The organism is Sporosarcina koreensis, assembly GCF_000826145.2.
Taxonomy (GTDB): Bacteria; Bacillota; Bacilli; order Bacillales_A; family Planococcaceae; genus Sporosarcina; species Sporosarcina trichiuri.
Map to the genome: position 1 here is coordinate 372,904 of NZ_LN651337.1, position 17,960 is coordinate 390,863.

Below are 17,960 nucleotides of genomic sequence, written 5' to 3' on the forward strand. Positions count from 1 at the left end.
ACAGTCGTCACTAGCGGAAACCGGTTAGAAGCCGTTATGTTTTTCGAGGCATCGTGTTTTTAGGCACGCATGCGAATAAAGGTGGTACCGCGAACTGACTCCTTCGTCCTTTACAGACGAAGGGGTTTTTTGTGTTTCATCCGCGATACAGCTGCACGCCGGGCAGATGCCCGGCGATCACTGACACATCCATAAGGACATATGAGGAGGAACCGTTATGACGGACAAACAGCAGACAGAAATGCCGACGAAGTACGATCCGCAGACGATCGAGAAAGACCGCTATGAATGGTGGCTGGAAGGCGGGTACTTCAAAGCCCAGCCGGAGAGCGGCAAGGAGCCGTATACAATTGTCATCCCGCCGCCAAACGTGACAGGCAAGCTTCACCTCGGCCATGCGTGGGATACAACGCTGCAGGATATCCTGATCCGCATGAAACGGATGCAGGGCTACGATGCTCTTTGGCTGCCCGGCATGGACCATGCGGGTATTGCGACACAGGCGAAGGTGGAGGAGAAGCTCCGTGCGGACGGCCAGAACCGCTATGACCTCGGCCGCGAGAAATTCCTCGAGAAGACATGGGAATGGAAAGAGGAATATGCCGGCCATATCCGGGAGCAGTGGGCGAAACTCGGTCTCGCGCTCGATTATTCCCGCGAACGGTTCACACTCGATGAAGGCCTGTCGCGTGCAGTCCGGGAAGTGTTCGTAAAGCTCTATGACAAAGGGCTGATCTACCGCGGCGAGTACATCATCAACTGGGATCCCGCAACAAAAACAGCGCTGTCCGATATCGAAGTCATCCATAAAGATGTAGCGGGTGCCTTCTATCATATGCGCTACCCGCTCACAGATGGAACCGGAAGTATCGAAATCGCGACGACCCGCCCGGAGACGATGCTCGGGGATACGGCGGTCGCCGTCCATCCGGATGATGAACGCTACCAGCACCTGATCGGCAAGACGGTCAAACTGCCGATTGTCGGCCGTGAAATCCCGATTGTCGCAGATGACTATGTCGAGATGGACTTCGGAAGCGGCGCAGTCAAGATCACGCCGGCACACGACCCGAACGACTTTGAGATCGGCAACCGCCATGACCTTCCGCGTGTCCTCGTCATGAACGAAGACGGCTCGATGAACAGCATGGCCGGCAAATACGAAGGCATGGACCGTTTCGAATGCCGGAAAGCGATCGTCAAGGACCTGCAGGAGATGGATGTCCTGTTCAAAATCGAAGAGTACAACCATTCCGTCGGCCACTCGGAGCGGAGCGGCGCAGTCGTCGAGCCATACTTGTCGACACAATGGTTCGTCAAGATGCAGCCGCTGGCAGAACAGGCGATCGAACTGCAGAAGACGGACGGCAAAGTCAACTTCGTTCCCGAGCGGTTCGAGAAGACGTATCTGACATGGATGGAGAACGTCCACGACTGGTGCATCTCCCGCCAGCTCTGGTGGGGCCACCGCATTCCGGCCTGGTATCATAACGAAACTGGCGAAGTGTATGTCGGTGAGGAAGCGCCGGCGGACATCGAGAACTGGCATCAGGAGAATGACGTGCTCGATACGTGGTTCTCATCCGCACTCTGGCCATTCTCGACGATGGGCTGGCCGGATACGGAAGACCCTGAATTCAAACGGTATTATCCGACGGACGCTCTCGTTACAGGATATGACATCATCTTCTTCTGGGTGTCCCGGATGATCTTCCAGGCGCTCGAATTCACCGATCAGCGTCCGTTCAATGATGTGCTGATCCACGGACTGGTGCGTGCAGAAGACGGCCGCAAAATGTCGAAGTCGCTCGGCAACGGGGTCGATCCGATGGACGTCATCGACCAGTACGGTGCCGATGCGCTCCGCTACTTCCTGGCGACAGGGTCATCACCGGGGCAGGACCTGCGCTATTCGACGGAAAAAGTCGAAGCGATCTGGAATTTCGCGAACAAGATCTGGAACGCCTCCCGTTTCGCGCTCATGAACATGGAAGGCATGACATACGAGGAAATCGACCTGTCCGGCAAGCGATCTGTCGCGGATGACTGGATCCTGACGCGCCTGAACGAAACAATCGATTCCGTCACCAAGCTGTCCGACCGGTATGAATTCGGCGAAGTCGGCCGTGCGCTCTACAACTTCATCTGGGATGACGTGTGCGACTGGTATATCGAAATGGCGAAGCTGCCATTGTATGGGGAAGACGAGGACGCGAAGAAGATGACGCGCTCCGTGCTTGCCTATGTCCTCGACAACACGATGCGTCTGCTGCACCCGCTCATGCCGTTCATCACCGAAGAGATCTGGCAGAACCTGCCGCACAGCGACGAGTCGATCACGGTGGCACCATGGCCGACAGTGAATGCTGCCTACTCGGATGAAAAACGCTCGGATGACATGAAACTGCTGACGGATATCATCAAAGCGGTCCGCAACATCCGCGCGGAAGTGAACACACCGATGAGCCGCCAGGTGCCTCTCTACATCGCTGCGAAAGATGAGGCGACAGCTGCCGTGCTGGATGAGAACCAGGCGTATCTGGAGAAGTTCTGCAATCCGGAATCCCTCAAAATCGGTGTGGACGTCCAGGCGCCAGGTAAATCGATGTCCGCCGTCGTGACAGGCGCGGAACTGTTCATGCCACTTGAAGGGCTGCTCGATATCGACGAGGAGATCGCACGTCTGACGAAAGAACTCGGCAAATGGACCGGTGAAGTGAAGCGCGTCCAGGGCAAACTGTCCAACGAACGCTTCGTTTCGAAAGCACCGCAGGCCGTCGTCGACGAAGAGCGTGCGAAAGAGAAGGATTACCTCGAAAAACACGCCGCCGTCCAGCGCCGGATCGAGGAACTGAAAGAGATTTAACTAAGGAAGGCTCCGCAGCTGCGGAGCCTTTTTTCCATGGGGGCGGAGGCGGCCGTAACGCTCATAAACCGGCCGAAAATGATCATAAATCTTGAAAAATGATCATAAAACCAAGAATGTGATCATAAACACAGAATTCCGCTCATAAACTCACCAAAGTGATCATAAATCCCGAAAAGTGATCATAAAACAGGAGAAACCGCTCATAACGCAAGCGGGCAATGCTCCGCATCAGCAGCCATCCCGGCATAAAAAAGCGAAGCGCCACAAATCAGGCACTTCGCTTTTCCTATCTTCCGTAAACAGGCAGCTATCCCGCATACGGATCGTCCAGCTTATCGGAAATGTACTTCATCAATTCCTCCGCAACATCCAGGTCGCCTGCTGCATACAGCGACCGCGCGCCAACAGGATCTTCAAGTTCATTGAACAGCCAGATCCCATCCTGATCCTGGATAAAGTCGATACCGACATAATCGCTTTTCAGCGCCTTGGCAATCCGTTCCGCTAAGGCTGTGAGCGCGGCCGGCGGGCTGAACGGCTCCGCCGTGCCGCCGAGTGCGACATTCGACTTGAACGACCCGGCGCCTGTCCGCTTCACTGCACCGATACAGACAACTCCGAGCATATAGAGCCGGACGTCGGACGGCGTGTGATCGATGAATGGCTGGACAATCCACTGCTCCGTGGGCCGTTCCGCAAACAATTCCGCAGCCGACTTCTCATCCTCCAGCAAAAACACATCACTGCCGCCATGCCCATCGGCCGTCTTGACGACAGCCGGGAACGACCGGATCTCGTCCACAGCTCTCACTTTAGCCGTTGGAATCGCCGGAACGCCGAGCATCATCGCGAGCTGTGATGCCGCGAGTTTATCATTCGCGATCCGGTTCACTTCGGTACGGTTGAACACGCGGACGCCGGCGTCTTCCAGGCCGCGGCTGATGTCAAAGTCACGGCCGCGGTACAACGCAAAATCCGGCTGAGCGTCATCCGGCTGCAATTCTTCCTCGATCTTCAGTTCAAGATCCAGCCTGCAGTTTTGAGCTGCCGCGATCAGCTGCCCTATGAACCACGCATTCCGCTCCGCTTCTTCGCGGCTGTAGATTAGCCATCCCGTCATGATAGTTCCTCCAGTATCCAGGCGATCATATCGTCAGCGACGTTGATGCCCGTAACATTGTAGAGATTACGGATATGGGCCGCACCGTTGACTTCGCAGACGAGCGGCTGCCCGTCCGGATCGTACAGCAGATCGACACCGGCAAAGTCCGCACCGACCGACCGGGCAGCCCGGAGAGCGACGGATTCCTGTTCAGCCGTGAGTTCTACGACAGCGGCAGTCCCGCCGTTCGTAATATTCGCCCGGAAATCGGTTTCCGAGGAACGCGCCATCGCAGCGGCAACCCGATCGCCGACAACGTTCACCCGGATGTCGCGTCCCCGGCTTGACGCGATGAATTCCTGGAACAGGTAATCCGTTCCGCGCAACTCCTCGACCTTCTCATAGAACGCTTTTTCTGTTTCAATCAAGTACACATTCATGCCGAACGAGCCCCGGGCTTCTTTGATGATCATTGGGAGACCCAGCTCACCTAGTACCCGCTCGTAAAATCCACTGTCAGAAATCGTGAACTTAGGATACACTTTCGGCGCCAGAATCGTCCGGGGCATCGGTATGCCGTCGCGCGCAAGGGCAACCGCCTGCTTCGTCTTATTGTCGCACCGTTCGATCACCTCCGGGTCGTTGTACACCGGAATGCCGAGCGATTTCAAATAGGTCGCGAGCACAATATCTTTATCCAGGAAGACGACGAAATCCGGCAAATCATCAAGCGGCTGGGTCACATCCATGAGCACTTCATAGTTTTTCAGGATCCGCGCATCGACGCCTGCGCGCTCCGCCGCCCCGGCGACGAGGTCCGCCTGATCCCTGAACTTTTCGCTGACGAGACTGCCATTATAAATAATCCAGCATTTTTTCAAATGAACCCTTCTCCCCGTGCTATACTTTGGTATACAGTAGAACTTATCGAATTCATTCAATTCTAGCATAAGGCGGGGGAAAAGCATGATACCGAAATTGGATGTGTACATAGAACATGCGGGCCTGACGAGCAGCAGCACCATCAAACCGGGTCTCGAAGCGATCCGTCATGCCATGCAGGCGCTCGGCAATCCGCAGGCACAGCTGCGGGCAATCCATGTCGCCGGCACGAACGGCAAAGGATCGACGGTCGCATTCATGGAGTCCATCCTGCAGGCGGCGGGTGTGACGACCGGCGTCTTTTCATCTCCCGCGATGATCGACATCCATGATCAGATCCGGCTGAACGGCCGCAACACAAGTTCCGCCCAGCTGCAGGACAGTTTCCGAAGGATCAGCGAAGCAGGACTCGACGGCTGCCTGACCGACTTCGAACTGTTGACGGCGGCGGCATTCGTCACATTTGGAACGGCGAAGCCTGATGTCATTCTCGTCGAATGCGGACTCGGCGGCCGGTTTGACAGTACGAATGTTCTCAATCCCGCCGTCACCGTCATCACATCGGTTGCAAAGGAGCATACCGAATTCCTCGGGTATACCCTCGAATCGATTGCCTGGCACAAAGCGGGCATCTTCAGACCCGGCATCCCGGCAGTCGTCGGGGACCTGCCGCGAGAAGCCATGGCGGAAGCGGAAAAGATTGCAGCAGAAGGGGATAGTCCGCTCTATCGGTACGGCAACGACTTCAGCATGGAAGGTGACCGGTTCTGCGGGATCCGCACGATTGACCGGCTAAACAGGAAGCTGAAAGGCCCTCATCAGGCGGTTAACGCAGCAATGGCAATCGAGGCGGTGCATCTTGCATATCCTGATATAGAGGAAGAAGCGGTCCGGACAGGCATCGGAGAAGCGCAGCTGTCATTCCGGTTCGAGGAAGCGGCGCCTGGCGTCTTTTTTGACGGCGCCCACAACCCGGCGGCCGCAAAACGCCTTCGGGAGACGATCGAGCAGCAGTTTCCCGGTGAAATCGTCGATTTTGTCATCGGCATGATGGCGAACAAGGATATAGAAGCCGTTCTTGCGGAGCTCATTCCGGTCGCCGCTTCATTCACATTCGTCGATTTTGATGAACCTGGAGCCACTTCCGCTGAAACGCTGTATGAAAAATGCCGCTTTGGAAATAAACAGGTGACAGATCGCTTGGATGCTTCTATAATACTAAAGAAGAATAATGGCAGGAAGAAAATAGTCTCAGGGTCTTTATACTTGCTAAACAGTCTAAAGTCTCATATACTACAACTAGAACTATAGGTAGAAAAAAATGGGCATCCCAGACAGGGCGAAGGAGTGGAGTGAATGAAGCTGACAGGCCGGCCGTTTCTGATTTTGCTGCTGCTCTGGACACTGATTGTCCCGGCCGGCACTGTATACCTTTTGACAGCACACCCACTGCCTGATGTGAACTGGCTGTGGCTCGGTCTGTCTGCTATTTTCGGATTTTTTAGTATATATTTTCCCATCATCTATAACGGGAAATCGATCGTCCTGTTCGTCTGGTTCACGCTTCCTGTCTTCCTCTTGTATGGCCTGACTGCAGAAGTACTCGTCACGCAGCTGATCGTCATCACTGCAGTCCTCTCAAAAGCTCATACAGGCGATGTGCTATACCGGCTGCTGTACAACTCGCTTGCGTACTTCCTGCTGTCATTCCTGTCCGCTGCCGCCTTTGCGCTCGCTGGTGCGGAAGTCGGCAGCCTGGCGTTCGGTTCGCTTGTCACAGGCGTGATTGCGTATCAGGTTGTCTATTCCGTGCTGTATGATGCGATTTTCAAGCTGTACGGGACGCTGACGAGACGGATGCGACGCAACACGATGAGAGAGACGCTGTTCCATTATTTCAGACTGCTTCTTGTTGTGCCGCTCGCTGTTTCACTTTACTACATGCTGATGTTCTATGGTGCCATCGGGTATGTGCTGATCGGTATACCGTTTTTCCTGATGACTTACTTACTGCGTGTCAACGGACAGCGGGAGGACTTGACAGGCTTTATCCAGGCGGCCGGTAAAATCGGGCAGCAGCTCGCTGCCATGACCAGAGGCAATGAGATTAACGAAGAGTATCTGACGAAAGCATCCAGTCTGTTTTCCGCAGATTATATTTACTTATACGACGCTTACGAAGGATGGCTGGAACCGAGGTATTTCTATGCGGATGGAAAAAAACAGACACCGCCGACTGTCCGTTTAGCGGCTGGGCAGGGGATAGCCGGGAGGCTGCTGTCAGGTGAAACGAGTGAATTGTTTACGCGCCGTGAACAGTGGATCCGCCAGACTGTCACGGTCGTGCCGGAAAACTTGGAAAGCCTCATGTGCATCCCATTGATCCGGCATCAGAAGGTGGTCGGCGGAGTCGTGCTCGGCAGCAGTAAACGCAACAGCTTCAAAGAATTTCATCTGAATGTACTGGACTTATTGAGCTCCTATTTTGTCGTAGCTGCCGAGAAGGCGAAGTATATCGAGGAAGCGGAACAGGAGAGCGATATGTGTGCCCTCACCGGTCTCTATAACTACCGGTATCTGGAACGCCAACTGGAGAGTGAGATAGCCGCCCTAAAGCGGGGCAGTATTGATCAGGTCGCTCTCGTCATGCTGGATATCGACCACTTCAAAGCGGTCAATGACACATATGGCCATGAAAATGGCAATCGTGTCCTGCAGCAGCTCAGCAGACTCCTGAAAGAACAATGTCCGTCAGGCGGCACGGCAGCACGGTATGGCGGTGAGGAATTCGTTTATATCCTCCCGGGATACTCGAAAGAAAAAGCTGCAGCGTTTGCTGAAATGCTTCGGCAGTTAATCGAGAAAACGCAAATGACTATACAGAGCCATCTGGATAAGGGGCTGCTGGAGGAAACGATCACCCTCACATCCAGCTTAGGAGTGGCAGCCTCGCCTGAGGACACCGACGAAGCCATGGTGCTCCTGCGAAACGCAGACCGCGCCCTCTACATCGGAGCGAAGCAGTCGGGACGCAATCGGGTGGGGGTATACGTGAAGTGAGGAACCGCAGAATGGAGTGTGTAAAGTGCTAGATTATCCGAAGAGGCAGTTTACAGCATTTGCTCTGTGGCTGCTCGTTGTTCCTGTCGCCGTTTGGCTGGTGTATGACCGGTTTCCTTTCGAAACGGTGAATTACGGTTTCCTGTCTGCCAATTTCGTCATGATGCTTGTTGCGCTGAGTATGTCCTTCAAAGTGTTTTCGAACAGCGTTCCAGTTGAACGGTGGATTATATTTGTCGTGTTTTTCCAGTACGGCCTTTTTGCAGAGATGATATTCATGCAGATTGCGTTACTGACACTGCAATTTCTGAGTAAGTCAAGTCTGCCGCCGCTATACCGGTTTTCGACCAACTCTCTCATGTTCACGCTGGTGTCGATCTTCAGTGCAGGGATGTTCTATCTCGCAGGCGGCAGTACCGCGGAGCCGACTCTATGGTCATTCACCTTTGCCGCAATCATCTATGCAATCTCCTATTCACTCATCAATTCACTGATCATCTTCTGCATGACGAAATTGGAAGGTGAATCGACGGAGAACGAATGGAAACTCACTATATGGGATTTAGCCACGTCTTTGGTATTCATCCCGTTAGCTGTCGCCTACAGCCTGCTTGCAGATCAGCTTGGAAACTATTCTCTCCTGCTGTTGGGAGCTCCATTCCTGATCATTCTGCTGATCATCAAACGGTTCGCTTTTTCAGGGGAGTTTCAGGAGAAACTGTCGTCGGCCGTTGAAATGGGCCATGAACTGACGGACAGCCTGCTGACGGATGAAGTGATTGAAAAGTTCATCAGGAAGATCAAACACGTTGTCAATTATGACCAGCTGTATCTGCTGGATGTCACAAGACAAAAAGAACTGAAGCTGCTCACCTGCTCGGAAGCGGGAGAGATTGCAGAGAACTCCCTTTTCTTCACTTGCGACCCGGATTCATATCATCTGATGAATGCAGAAAAAGCGGTAATCCATCCGACTGCCAAGGAGATCAGGAAACTGACCCAGTTCTCGTTCAGTAATTCCGTCCAAAGCCTTCTGGTTGCGCCAGTCATCCGCAGCGGAACAACAGAAGGCTTCCTGATATTGACGTCGTTCCGGAAGAATTTTTTTGAGGATCTCGACAAGCGGATGGCCGAGCTGCTCACAGGCTATTTCGAAACGTCGATCGTCAAAGCGTATCATTATGAGAAGACGCTCGCCATCAGCGAACGCTGCGGTCTAACCAAGCTGAACAACTTCAGGTATCTGACAAAGCAGATGACCCGCGAGATGGATAGGATCCGGTCCGGGGAGCTCAGTGATTTGTCGGCCATCATCATGGATATCGACCATTTCAAGTCCATCAACGACACGTACGGCCACCAGAGCGGCAACGACATATTGGTCACGTTTGCGGACATTCTCCGAAAATACGAAACGAATGACCGGACACTCGCCCGGTATGGCGGTGAAGAATTTGTGCTCCTTCTCCCCCACATGATGAAAGAGGGGGCCGCTGACCTCGCGGAACGGATCCGCAGGGAAGTGGAGGAGACGCTGTTCACCATCCAGCCGGACCTGTCGAAGGAGCGGAAACGGATTGGAATCCGCCTGACCGTGAGTCTCGGCGTCTCCTCTATTCCGGAAGATACGGATTCCGAATCGAGCCTGCTGCGGAATGCCGACCGGGCGCTGTACATCGGCGGCAAGCAGGCAGGTCGCAACCGTGTCGGAATCTATGAAGCTGACCGTTCAAAACCGATCGGTATTTAACGAATGACAGAAATAGAGATTGCTTCGGCAGTCTCTGTTTTTGTTGTAGATTTGTAGTATCCCTATATTGAACTTGCATCCCCAGTCCGGTATGCTGTAGATAGGAAAAAGGACCGAAACGGGGTGATGTCATGACAGCGAAAAGCCAGAAAAACCATGAAGCAGGACTTACCTTAGTGGAAATCCTTGCATCGCTCGTCATCCTGGGCATCGTGTTTGTTGCTTTCATGACCATCTTCCCGCAAATGACATTGTTCAACAGCCGCACGGAAGCGAAGCTCGAGACGATGAATGAGGCGCGGGTCATTTTGGAAGAGTACCGGGAAGAAAAGTGGAAAGAGAAAACACTTGCTCCTTCGAGATTTACAGCTCAGGGAGACTGGTGGAAAGAGACTGAGCCGAAAAATCCGAATGCAACGATATTAATAAAAAAGCTGCCGGATGAAGGACCGCCCCTCGGCCAGGAGCTGAAACCCGGCATGACCAGATTGCACAAAATCACAATAGAAGTGAACGATAAAGGAAAATTGAGCAGCCGTTCATTCGGCTATATACAAGTCAAGTAGAGGTGAGCATGCTGAAAACTCATAAGGATGAATCCGGCGTAACCCTCGTTGAATTGCTAGCTGTCCTTGTTCTGATATCGCTGGTGACTGGGATTATCTGGACAGCCATTAATATAAGTGTACGGCATAGCGCAGTAGAAACTACTAAACTTCAGCTGCAGCAGGACGCCAACCTGATTATCACCCGGCTGCAGCAAGAACACCGGACGAGAACCTGTTACAGACTGACAGTAGAGTCCTCTGAAGTATCCATCTCCAATTGTGAAGGACAGGATTCCTTTAAATTGGTGCTCGGCAATAGTTACCGGTACAGCAGCTCAGCAGTGAAATCTGAGTATGTACCAAAAAAGAATAACGTCGATAATTTCACCCTGACTGTTCAGGATCCGGAAAATAGAAATCTGGCAGTGGATGTAACAACGTCTATAACTCGATATAAAACAGAGTGATGGAGGGTGACAGGTGAAACGGACGAAAAACGAAGAAGGATACGCGCTGCTGCTTGTCCTGTTTCTCGTTGTCCTGATTTCAATCCTTGGTGCTGTTTTCATGCGAGCCAGTATCAGTAATGCTAAGCAGGAACAAATCACTGACAGAAACCAGCTGACTTATGTCGCTGCTGAAACTGGTGTCGATTATGTTAAAACCTTTTCGCCAACCAGTACTACGACAAGAAGGATGTAATTGAAACGCAAGTAAAGACATTCCTCGAGAACAGACTTACAACTCCGAATGGTAGAAAGCGACAGCCAAACGAAGCTGATTATACAGCTGCCCGGCAAGAAGGCGCACGACTCCTGGAACTAGCACTGAAGGATGTTAACGAAAAACGGATCAACAATGCGTCGGTATCTATTGACAACCAGTACAGTTTCAAAGTGAACCCCGATAAGCTGCCAGAGATTTCGCTGCAGACGGATGGCGTTACCATCAAGGTGGCTGGCGGTGTGATAGGAGAGAAGACATCGGACGGCACGATAAGATACCTGACGTTCGAGCAGCAGTTCCGTGTTCCTTCATTTGATCCAGCAGATTCAAGTGTCACAGGCAGCGGCGGAGGGGACTGGGTATACCCAGGAGACAGTACCATTGCAGCGTGCGCAGACAAGACGAAAATTGAAAACAAAAAATGCAAATCAACTGTGACACCCAGCAGGATCAGTGAAATCGACGATTCGACCGTTTACTTTCCGTATGAGTTTTCAACTCTGAATAGACAGAAGCTGGACATTGAAGATTCCAAGGTCTATTTCAAAGGCAGTATGACGGTTGGCGGCAACGAACTTGAAATCGAAGACTCTATTGTCACTTCTGAAGGGTCTGTGAGTGTCACAAAAGACATCGACATCGAAGATTCCCACTTCTATGTAAAAGGTTCCGTCACGTCCGATAAAGATATTGAAACCGAAGACTCTATCGTAAACATAGGCTCCAATTTATATGCTAAAAAAGAGCTTGAAATTGAAGACTCCACTGTGAAGATAGGCGGTTATCTGAAAGCTGATGAAGACATTGAAATCGAAGACTCCACTGTCGAGGTGGCAGGCGAATTAATCGCTGGGAAGGAATTCGAACTGGAAGACTCGAAAATGATTGTCCGAGGAAGTGCTGCGCTTCGGGGAAACACAGAAATCGAGGATTCCTACTTATATATCGGCGGAGCCCTCCACAGCAGCGGAAACAAACTGGAGGTCAAAGACAAATCGAAGGTGTGTGTCGCCGGCTCGCTTCAAATCGATAACAAGCCCGAAATCTCGTCATCCAGCTATATTTACTATAAAGGGGCGTTTGCCTACTATGGAGGCGGGACTCCGAGCAGCCGTATCCAATGCTGTCAGACGCCGATTTTTCAACGAAGTGTCCTGTGACCGCTGCCCCTCCTGCAGAAAGCGGCATCAAGTGGCCATCACCTTCACTTGATGTTGAGTATTAATAATAATCCCGGAGGTACCTATGATTCCATATCTGTTACTATTGGCAGCTGCACTGCTCTCCGCAGGGCTTATCTATTATTTGATACGGATCAACCGACTGCCGCTGATTACCCTTTGGATCGTCCTGCTAGCAACATCCACCGCATTCCTCGCGATGCTCGTCGCGCAGACGATGTCCATCTGGTACGCGCTGCTCGTTATTATCGGTCTGTCGTTCGCGACAGCGGTGCTGCTGGCGAAACGGCAGGAAAGTCATTAAGTTCAGTTTGTTGAATGGAGGTTCGGTTCGTGGGCAATCGAAGGATCATCAATTATTTCATCAGTATCGCTGGCGTGTCACTGTTGCTGTTCGGTATTGCTTCCACCGGTTCGTTTGCGGCGGATCAATTTTTGTTCGGCAAGCGGTTCGGCGCTCATACATATGCCGGGCCGTTCGATCTGTCGAACCGGACGAGCCGCGACGCAGAGATCAAGCTGACGTCCGATCTGCTTGGTATGCAGGACAACCTGCAGGCGGACCTCGTCTACCAAGATGCAAAGATTCCGCTGCCTGCGGAACTCGTCACCTATGATTCATCTGCAACAGTGGACCGGGCACAAACGGAAGCGGAGAACCCGCTCGTGGCCTCAGTCAGTGAAGACGGCCTCCGTGCGCTGCTTGCCCAGGAACTGCCGATGCTGCAGTTCAGCGATTCGGAAGTGGCTTCGATTGCACAGGGGATCAGCGATAAATTATCATCCGGCATCATGCCGCAGTCCGTCCAGCTGACGGAGTATTTGGAAACCACACAGCCTGCCGTCACGGTTGCGTCTGCAGACGTGCCGACAGACGGGTTCTCCCAACAGATGCTGGATGTGCTCGACGCGCTCGATGGTGTGCAGCTTGAGCCGAAAGAGCCATTCTCGCTGCTAGCTTTCATCGAGGAAACGGAAACGGGCCTGCTTTCCGATGACAAGATGACCATTCTCGCTTCGGCTTTGTATGAAGCCGCCCTTCGTACAAATTTCTGGGTGGAGGAACGGACGATCCGGACGGAACTTCTCGACGGAGTCAAGCCGGGATTCGAAGCGGCGATCGACCGTCAGCTCGGGCTCGACTTCGTGCTGACCAATCCGAACCAGACTTCTTACGCAATCCGCTCGAATTGGAGCGGCGGTGCACTGCATGTCGAATATGCCGGTCTCCCGCTCCGTTATGCATACGAACCGTATGTCGCTGAAACGAACAAGTACGAGCCGAAGACGACCGTTCATTATAATAAAGACCTGGCGGCTGGCCGCGTCGATCTGCTGACGGAAGGCCGTGACGGCTCCGAAGTGATCGTCCAGCGCAAAATCCTGGAAGACGGCGGACTCCTGACCGTGGAGCCGGTGTCCGAAGACTTCTACCCTCCGGTCTCCCGTGTCGAGGAGCATGCGCTTGCGCGTCCTGAGACGGAGACACCTGATTCGGGTGGAACCGATACAGGAACGCCGGGCTCCTCGGCGGACGGCGGCTCATCCAGTCCCAACGATTCGTCGCCAGATGGGAATTCATCTGACGGATCGGGCACTGATAATACGCAAAATAATGAGCCCGGCAAACCGGGCACCGATGGTAACAACGATGGGAACTCCGGCAGCCCAGGAAATAGGAAGCCGTCTTCCGGCAATCCAGATGACCAAGTCGGAAGCATCAATGGCAAGCCTTCTGCGAAACCGCAAGGCGACGGCCATGTTTACGACAAAGGCGGAAACCTCATCAAGTGACACCCTAACAAGTGAACGTACGTCTGGAGGAAACTACCCATGGCAGCACCCCGTAAACGGCTCGGCGATCTGCTCGTCGAGTCGGGTTTGATCACCACTACACAGCTTGACACGGCGCTTGCCGAGAAACCGCGGGATCAGCGTCTTGGTGATGCGCTGCTTTCCCGCGGGTTCATCACAGAGCAGCAGCTGATCGAAGTGCTTGAATTCCAGCTCGGGATTCCGCACATCAACCTGTTCCGCTATCCGTTTGATCCGAAATTGTTCAACATCGTGCCGAAGGAGTTCGCAAAGCGCAACCTGCTCGTGCCGCTGAAGACGGACGGCGACCGGCTGTTTGTCGCGATGAGCGACCCGATGGACTACCTGACCGTCGAGGATCTTCGCCTGTCGACAGGATTCCATATCGAGACGGCGATCGCCTCGAAAGACGATATCCTGCGGACGATTTCCAAGTATTATGATAATGAATCGTTCGAGGACATCTTCATCGACCAGCCGGAAGAGACGGCGACCCAGCAGCAGGAGGAACTGACGGACCTCGATTCGCCGGTCGTCCGTCTCGTCAACCAGCTCATGGTGTCCGCGGTCACGCAGAAGGCGAGTGACATCCACCTCGATCCCCAGGAGAACGAACTGCTCATCCGGTTCCGTCTCGACGGGATGCTGAAGACGGAGCGGGTGCTGCCGAAGCATATGCAGGGAATGCTGACGGCACGCATCAAAATCCTCGCAAACCTCGACATCACCGAACAGCGGCTGCCGCAGGACGGGCGCATCAAGACGACGATCGATTTCCGGCCGATCGATCTGCGAGTGTCCACCCTGCCGACCATATTCGGTGAAAAGATCGTCATGCGGATCCTGGACTTGAGCAGCTCCCTCAGCGACTTGAAGAAACTCGGGTTCAGCCCTCTCAATCTCGACCGGTTCCTGAATGAAATCACGCGCCCGAATGGCATCGTGCTCATCTCCGGGCCGACGGGATCCGGGAAATCGTCGACGCTGTACGCGGCGCTCAACAAACTGAATGCCGAAGAAGTGAACATCATCACCGTCGAGGACCCGGTCGAGTACCAGCTGTCCGGCGTCAATCAAATCCAGGTGAATCAGAACGTCGGCCTGACGTTTGCGACCGGCCTCCGTTCGATCCTCCGGCAGGACCCCGATATCGTCATGGTCGGTGAGATCCGGGACCGCGATACAGTGGAAATCGCCATCCGCGCGTCACTCACCGGGCACCTTGTCCTCAGCACCATCCATACGAACGATTCCGTTGCATCCATCACGCGATTGCTCGATATGGGTGTCGAGCCGTTCCTCGTGACAGCGTCGCTGAACGCGGTCGTTGCACAGCGGCTTATCCGGAAAGTGTGCCGGGACTGCGGGCGCAAGATGCCGGCGACTGAGCGTGAAAAAGAGATTTTCGCTAAACGCGGCATGACGATCGACGAGGTGAACCGCGGACCGGGCTGCGCGGCCTGTAACATGACGGGCTACCGCGGCCGGGTCGCGATCCATGAGGTATTGATCATCGACGACGCCATGCGGGACTTGATCAACAGCCATGCGACACCTGCAAAGATGCGGGATGCGGCCGTCGACAGCGGCACCGTATTCCTCGTTGACGACGGACTGGAAAAAGTGAAACAGGGCATGACGACGACGGAAGAAGTGCTCCGCGTCGCCTTGCCGGAGTAAGGGGGAATCCATATGATGAAAGACCAGATCAATGACGTTCTGGCAAAAGCAGTGGAACTGCATGCATCAGATATCCACCTGACGATCGGATCGCCGCCCGTCTTCCGGATCAACGGGGATCTGAAGCGCTATGGATCCGAACCGGTGGATGAAGCATTTACAATGGGCGCTGCACAGGCGACGGTTCCGGATAAGCTGTTCCCGGAATTCCGCGAGCACGGCCAGGTCGATTACTCGTATGACGTGCCCGGGGTCGCGCGCTTCCGGGTGAATGCGTTCCAGCAGCGGGGCGTGACATCGCTTGCGTTCCGGACGATCCCGACGGACATTCCGACGATTGAGTCGCTGCACATGCCGGGCATCCTGAAGACACTCGCCGAGACGAAGCAGGGGCTGATCCTCGTGACCGGTCCGACGGGTTCCGGGAAATCGACGACACTCGCATCGATGATCGACTACTTGAACCAGACATCCCGCAAGCATATTCTGACACTTGAAGATCCGATCGAATACATGCACAGCCACGCAGCAAGCATCATCGACCAGCGGGAAGTCGGCTTCGACGCCGCGACATTCGCCGACGGCCTCCGCGCGGCATTGCGCCAGGATCCCGACGTCATCCTCGTCGGGGAGATGCGCGATCTCGAGACGATCTCGACAGCGATCACCGCAGCGGAGACGGGGCACCTGGTGCTTGCGACCCTTCATACGTGGAGCGCCGCATCGACGATCGACCGGATCATCGACGTGTTCCCGCACGGCCAGCAGGCACAAATCCGCGTCCAGCTTGCAGGGGTTTTGACGGCAGTGCTGTCACAGCGTCTCCTGCCGACATCCGATCGGCAGGGGCGCCGGGCAGCCACCGAGCTGATGATCAACAATCCGGCGGTCGCGAACTTGATCCGCTCCGAAAAAGTCCATCAGATCCCGAACGTCATCCAGACAAACCGGGCGGCGGGCATGCATATGATGAATACATCGGTGAAAGAACTGCTCGATAAGGGACTCATTTCGTACGACACAGCTGAACCATACCTGCAGGAGGAGTCCTGACCATGGCGCGTTTCAAGTATGAAGGCCGCGACGCGCGCTCGGTCCGCAGCGGGATCGTCATCGCGGACAACAAACGGGATGCCGCGCTGAAATTGAAAAAAGACGGCATCCGGGTGAAGAACCTGACCGAGCAGGCAGAAACAACGCTGACGAAAGAGATTACGATCGGCAAGCCGGTCAAACGCCAGCACTTCATCATGTTCCTAAGGCAGTTCTCGACACTGCTGCGGGCAGGGGTGACGATCGTCGAGGCGATCCGCATCCTCTCCCTCCAGGTGGAAGGCAAGCAGTTCAAGAAGATCCTGACGGAAGTGAATGAAGACTTGCGGACCGGTGGCGCACTGTCCGATTCGTTCGCAAAGCATACTAAAGCGTTCGAGCCGCTCGTCATCAACATGATCAAAGCCGGGGAGCTGTCGGGTACACTCGACGACTCGCTCGACCGTCTCGCTGTCCATTACGAGAAAGCGTACAAGACTCGCCAGAAAGTCATGTCAGCGTTGTCCTACCCGGTCGTCGTCGGCATCGTCGCGGTCGGGGTTGTCATCTTCCTCCTGACTTTCGTCGTGCCGATGTTCGTCGACCTGTTCGCCAGTGTCGGCGGGGAACTGCCGCTGCTGACGCGCTTCGTCATGACATCGAGTGACTTCGCACTGTCCTACTGGTATGTCATCGTCATGGCGGTTGCGGCAGTCGGCGTCGGCTTCTATCTGCTCCGTTCCAATCCGAAAGGCCGGATGATGACCGATACGTTGCTGCTGCGGCTTCCCGTGTTCGGCGATATCGCGAAGAAATCGGTGCTCGCCACACTGACGCGCACGCTCAGCTCGCTGTTCTCAAGTTCCGTGCCGATCCTGCAGTCGCTTGCGATGACGGAACGCGTCGTCAGCAACGAAGTCGTGAAGAAAGTGCTCGTCCGCTCGCGCGAATCGCTCGAACGCGGCGGTTCGCTCACCGAGCCGATGGAAGGCCACTGGGCATTCCCGCCGCTCATCCCGCATATGATTGCGATCGGCGAACAGACTGGTTCGCTCGATTCGATGCTCGCGAAAGTCGCTGATTTCTACGAAAGCGAAGTGGATGCCTCGACGGAACGGCTGAAAGCGCTCATCGAACCGATCATGATCGTCCTGCTTGCTGGATTAGTCGGGACTATTGTACTTGCAATTCTGCTGCCGATGTTCGATCTATTTAATCAAATCGATAACTTATAGACTATTTGAATCACTGTTCAGCAACTTTTATGGCGATTTTATAGATTAATAGATAGACTTCTCTGGAACTTTTGATATAC

At 54.1% G+C, this 17,960-nt stretch carries 15 protein-coding genes and 1 other annotated feature (1 of these 16 running past the window's edge); of the genes, 13 read left to right on the forward strand and 2 right to left on the reverse strand.

All coding sequences use genetic code 11. The annotated features are described in order from the left end of the window. Positions 1–114, forward strand: a binding site (T-box leader); it begins 116 nt to the left of the window's first position. Positions 115–217: 103 nt separating this feature from the next. Further along, entirely contained in the window at positions 218–2,866 is a 2,649-nt protein-coding gene (locus tag BN1190_RS07515) for a valine--tRNA ligase (RefSeq protein WP_040286343.1), read from the forward strand. A 310-nt stretch (positions 2,867–3,176) separates the two neighbouring features. Here BN1190_RS07515 and BN1190_RS07520 read toward each other — a convergent pair whose 3' ends face one another. Together BN1190_RS07520 and BN1190_RS07525 are read right to left on the reverse strand one after the other, a co-directional pair. Beyond that, entirely contained in the window at positions 3,177–3,989 is an 813-nt protein-coding gene (locus BN1190_RS07520) for an ATP-grasp domain-containing protein (protein ID WP_040286344.1), read from the reverse strand. Then, complete coding sequence (locus BN1190_RS07525) at positions 3,986–4,852, reverse strand: ATP-grasp domain-containing protein (RefSeq protein ID WP_040286345.1); 867 nt, start codon at positions 4,850–4,852, stop codon at positions 3,986–3,988. Before BN1190_RS07525 ends, BN1190_RS07520 begins: the two co-directional genes overlap by 4 nt. Positions 4,853–4,937: 85 nt before the next feature. Between BN1190_RS07525 and BN1190_RS07530 the strand changes: the two genes are divergently transcribed. The 12 genes from BN1190_RS07530 (at position 4,938) to BN1190_RS07585 (ending at position 17,880) form a co-directional block, all read left to right on the forward strand. Further along, the gene (locus BN1190_RS07530; RefSeq protein ID WP_040286346.1) at positions 4,938–6,164 is read left to right on the forward strand and encodes a bifunctional folylpolyglutamate synthase/dihydrofolate synthase; all 1,227 of its coding nucleotides are present in this window, start codon (positions 4,938–4,940) and stop codon (positions 6,162–6,164) included. 45 nt (positions 6,165–6,209) lie between these two features. Then, positions 6,210–7,913: a sensor domain-containing diguanylate cyclase gene (locus BN1190_RS07535; protein WP_040286347.1), complete on the forward strand. Its 1,704-nt coding sequence runs from the start codon at positions 6,210–6,212 to the stop codon at positions 7,911–7,913. Between the two features lie 25 nt (positions 7,914–7,938). After that, positions 7,939–9,663 (forward strand): sensor domain-containing diguanylate cyclase, encoded by a 1,725-nt coding sequence (locus BN1190_RS07540; protein WP_040286348.1) that lies wholly within the window; start codon positions 7,939–7,941, stop codon positions 9,661–9,663. A gap of 131 nt (positions 9,664–9,794) precedes the next feature. Then, a complete protein-coding gene (locus BN1190_RS07545; protein ID WP_040286349.1) occupies positions 9,795–10,229 on the forward strand; it encodes a type IV pilus modification PilV family protein in 435 nt (144 codons plus the stop codon). A gap of 8 nt (positions 10,230–10,237) precedes the next feature. Then, on the forward strand, positions 10,238–10,678 hold the full coding sequence (locus tag BN1190_RS15380; RefSeq protein WP_040286350.1) for a prepilin-type N-terminal cleavage/methylation domain-containing protein: 441 nt from the start codon (positions 10,238–10,240) through the stop codon (positions 10,676–10,678). Positions 10,679–10,691: 13 nt separating this feature from the next. Then, complete coding sequence (locus tag BN1190_RS07555) at positions 10,692–10,913, forward strand: hypothetical protein (RefSeq protein ID WP_040286351.1); 222 nt, start codon at positions 10,692–10,694, stop codon at positions 10,911–10,913. A 263-nt stretch (positions 10,914–11,176) separates the two neighbouring features. Then, positions 11,177–12,097, forward strand: a complete 921-nt coding sequence (locus BN1190_RS07560; RefSeq protein WP_040286352.1) for a hypothetical protein — start codon at positions 11,177–11,179, stop codon at positions 12,095–12,097. An 85-nt stretch (positions 12,098–12,182) separates the two neighbouring features. Then, the gene (locus BN1190_RS07565) at positions 12,183–12,422 is read left to right on the forward strand and encodes a hypothetical protein (RefSeq protein ID WP_040286353.1); all 240 of its coding nucleotides are present in this window, start codon (positions 12,183–12,185) and stop codon (positions 12,420–12,422) included. Positions 12,423–12,451: 29 nt separating this feature from the next. Next, entirely contained in the window at positions 12,452–13,912 is a 1,461-nt protein-coding gene (locus tag BN1190_RS07570; RefSeq protein ID WP_040286354.1) for a G5 domain-containing protein, read from the forward strand. 39 nt (positions 13,913–13,951) lie between these two features. After that, a complete protein-coding gene (locus BN1190_RS07575) occupies positions 13,952–15,613 on the forward strand; it encodes a GspE/PulE family protein (RefSeq protein WP_040286355.1) in 1,662 nt (553 codons plus the stop codon). A gap of 15 nt (positions 15,614–15,628) precedes the next feature. After that, positions 15,629–16,666, forward strand: a complete 1,038-nt coding sequence (locus BN1190_RS07580; protein WP_040287207.1) for a type IV pilus twitching motility protein PilT — start codon at positions 15,629–15,631, stop codon at positions 16,664–16,666. Positions 16,667–16,668: 2 nt separating this feature from the next. Next, complete coding sequence (locus BN1190_RS07585) at positions 16,669–17,880, forward strand: type II secretion system F family protein (RefSeq protein WP_040286356.1); 1,212 nt, start codon at positions 16,669–16,671, stop codon at positions 17,878–17,880. The last annotated feature ends 80 nt before the right edge of the window (positions 17,881–17,960 follow it).

Excerpts from the sequence above, each read along its gene's own strand:
- BN1190_RS07565 (WP_040286353.1), top strand. The coding sequence starts at position 12,183 with ATGATTCCATATCTGTTACTATTGGCAGCTGCACTGCTCTCCGCAGGG.
- BN1190_RS07515 (WP_040286343.1), top strand. The coding sequence starts at position 218 with ATGACGGACAAACAGCAGACAGAAATGCCGACGAAGTACGATCCGCAG.
- BN1190_RS15380 (WP_040286350.1), top strand. The coding sequence starts at position 10,238 with ATGCTGAAAACTCATAAGGATGAATCCGGCGTAACCCTCGTTGAATTG.
- BN1190_RS07575 (WP_040286355.1), top strand. The coding sequence starts at position 13,952 with ATGGCAGCACCCCGTAAACGGCTCGGCGATCTGCTCGTCGAGTCGGGT.
- BN1190_RS07580 (WP_040287207.1), top strand. The coding sequence starts at position 15,629 with ATGAAAGACCAGATCAATGACGTTCTGGCAAAAGCAGTGGAACTGCAT.
- BN1190_RS07530 (WP_040286346.1), top strand. The coding sequence starts at position 4,938 with ATGATACCGAAATTGGATGTGTACATAGAACATGCGGGCCTGACGAGC.
- BN1190_RS07535 (WP_040286347.1), top strand. The coding sequence starts at position 6,210 with ATGAAGCTGACAGGCCGGCCGTTTCTGATTTTGCTGCTGCTCTGGACA.
- BN1190_RS07545 (WP_040286349.1), top strand. The coding sequence starts at position 9,795 with ATGACAGCGAAAAGCCAGAAAAACCATGAAGCAGGACTTACCTTAGTG.
- BN1190_RS07520 (WP_040286344.1), bottom strand. The coding sequence starts at position 3,989 with ATGACGGGATGGCTAATCTACAGCCGCGAAGAAGCGGAGCGGAATGCG.
- BN1190_RS07585 (WP_040286356.1), top strand. The coding sequence starts at position 16,669 with ATGGCGCGTTTCAAGTATGAAGGCCGCGACGCGCGCTCGGTCCGCAGC.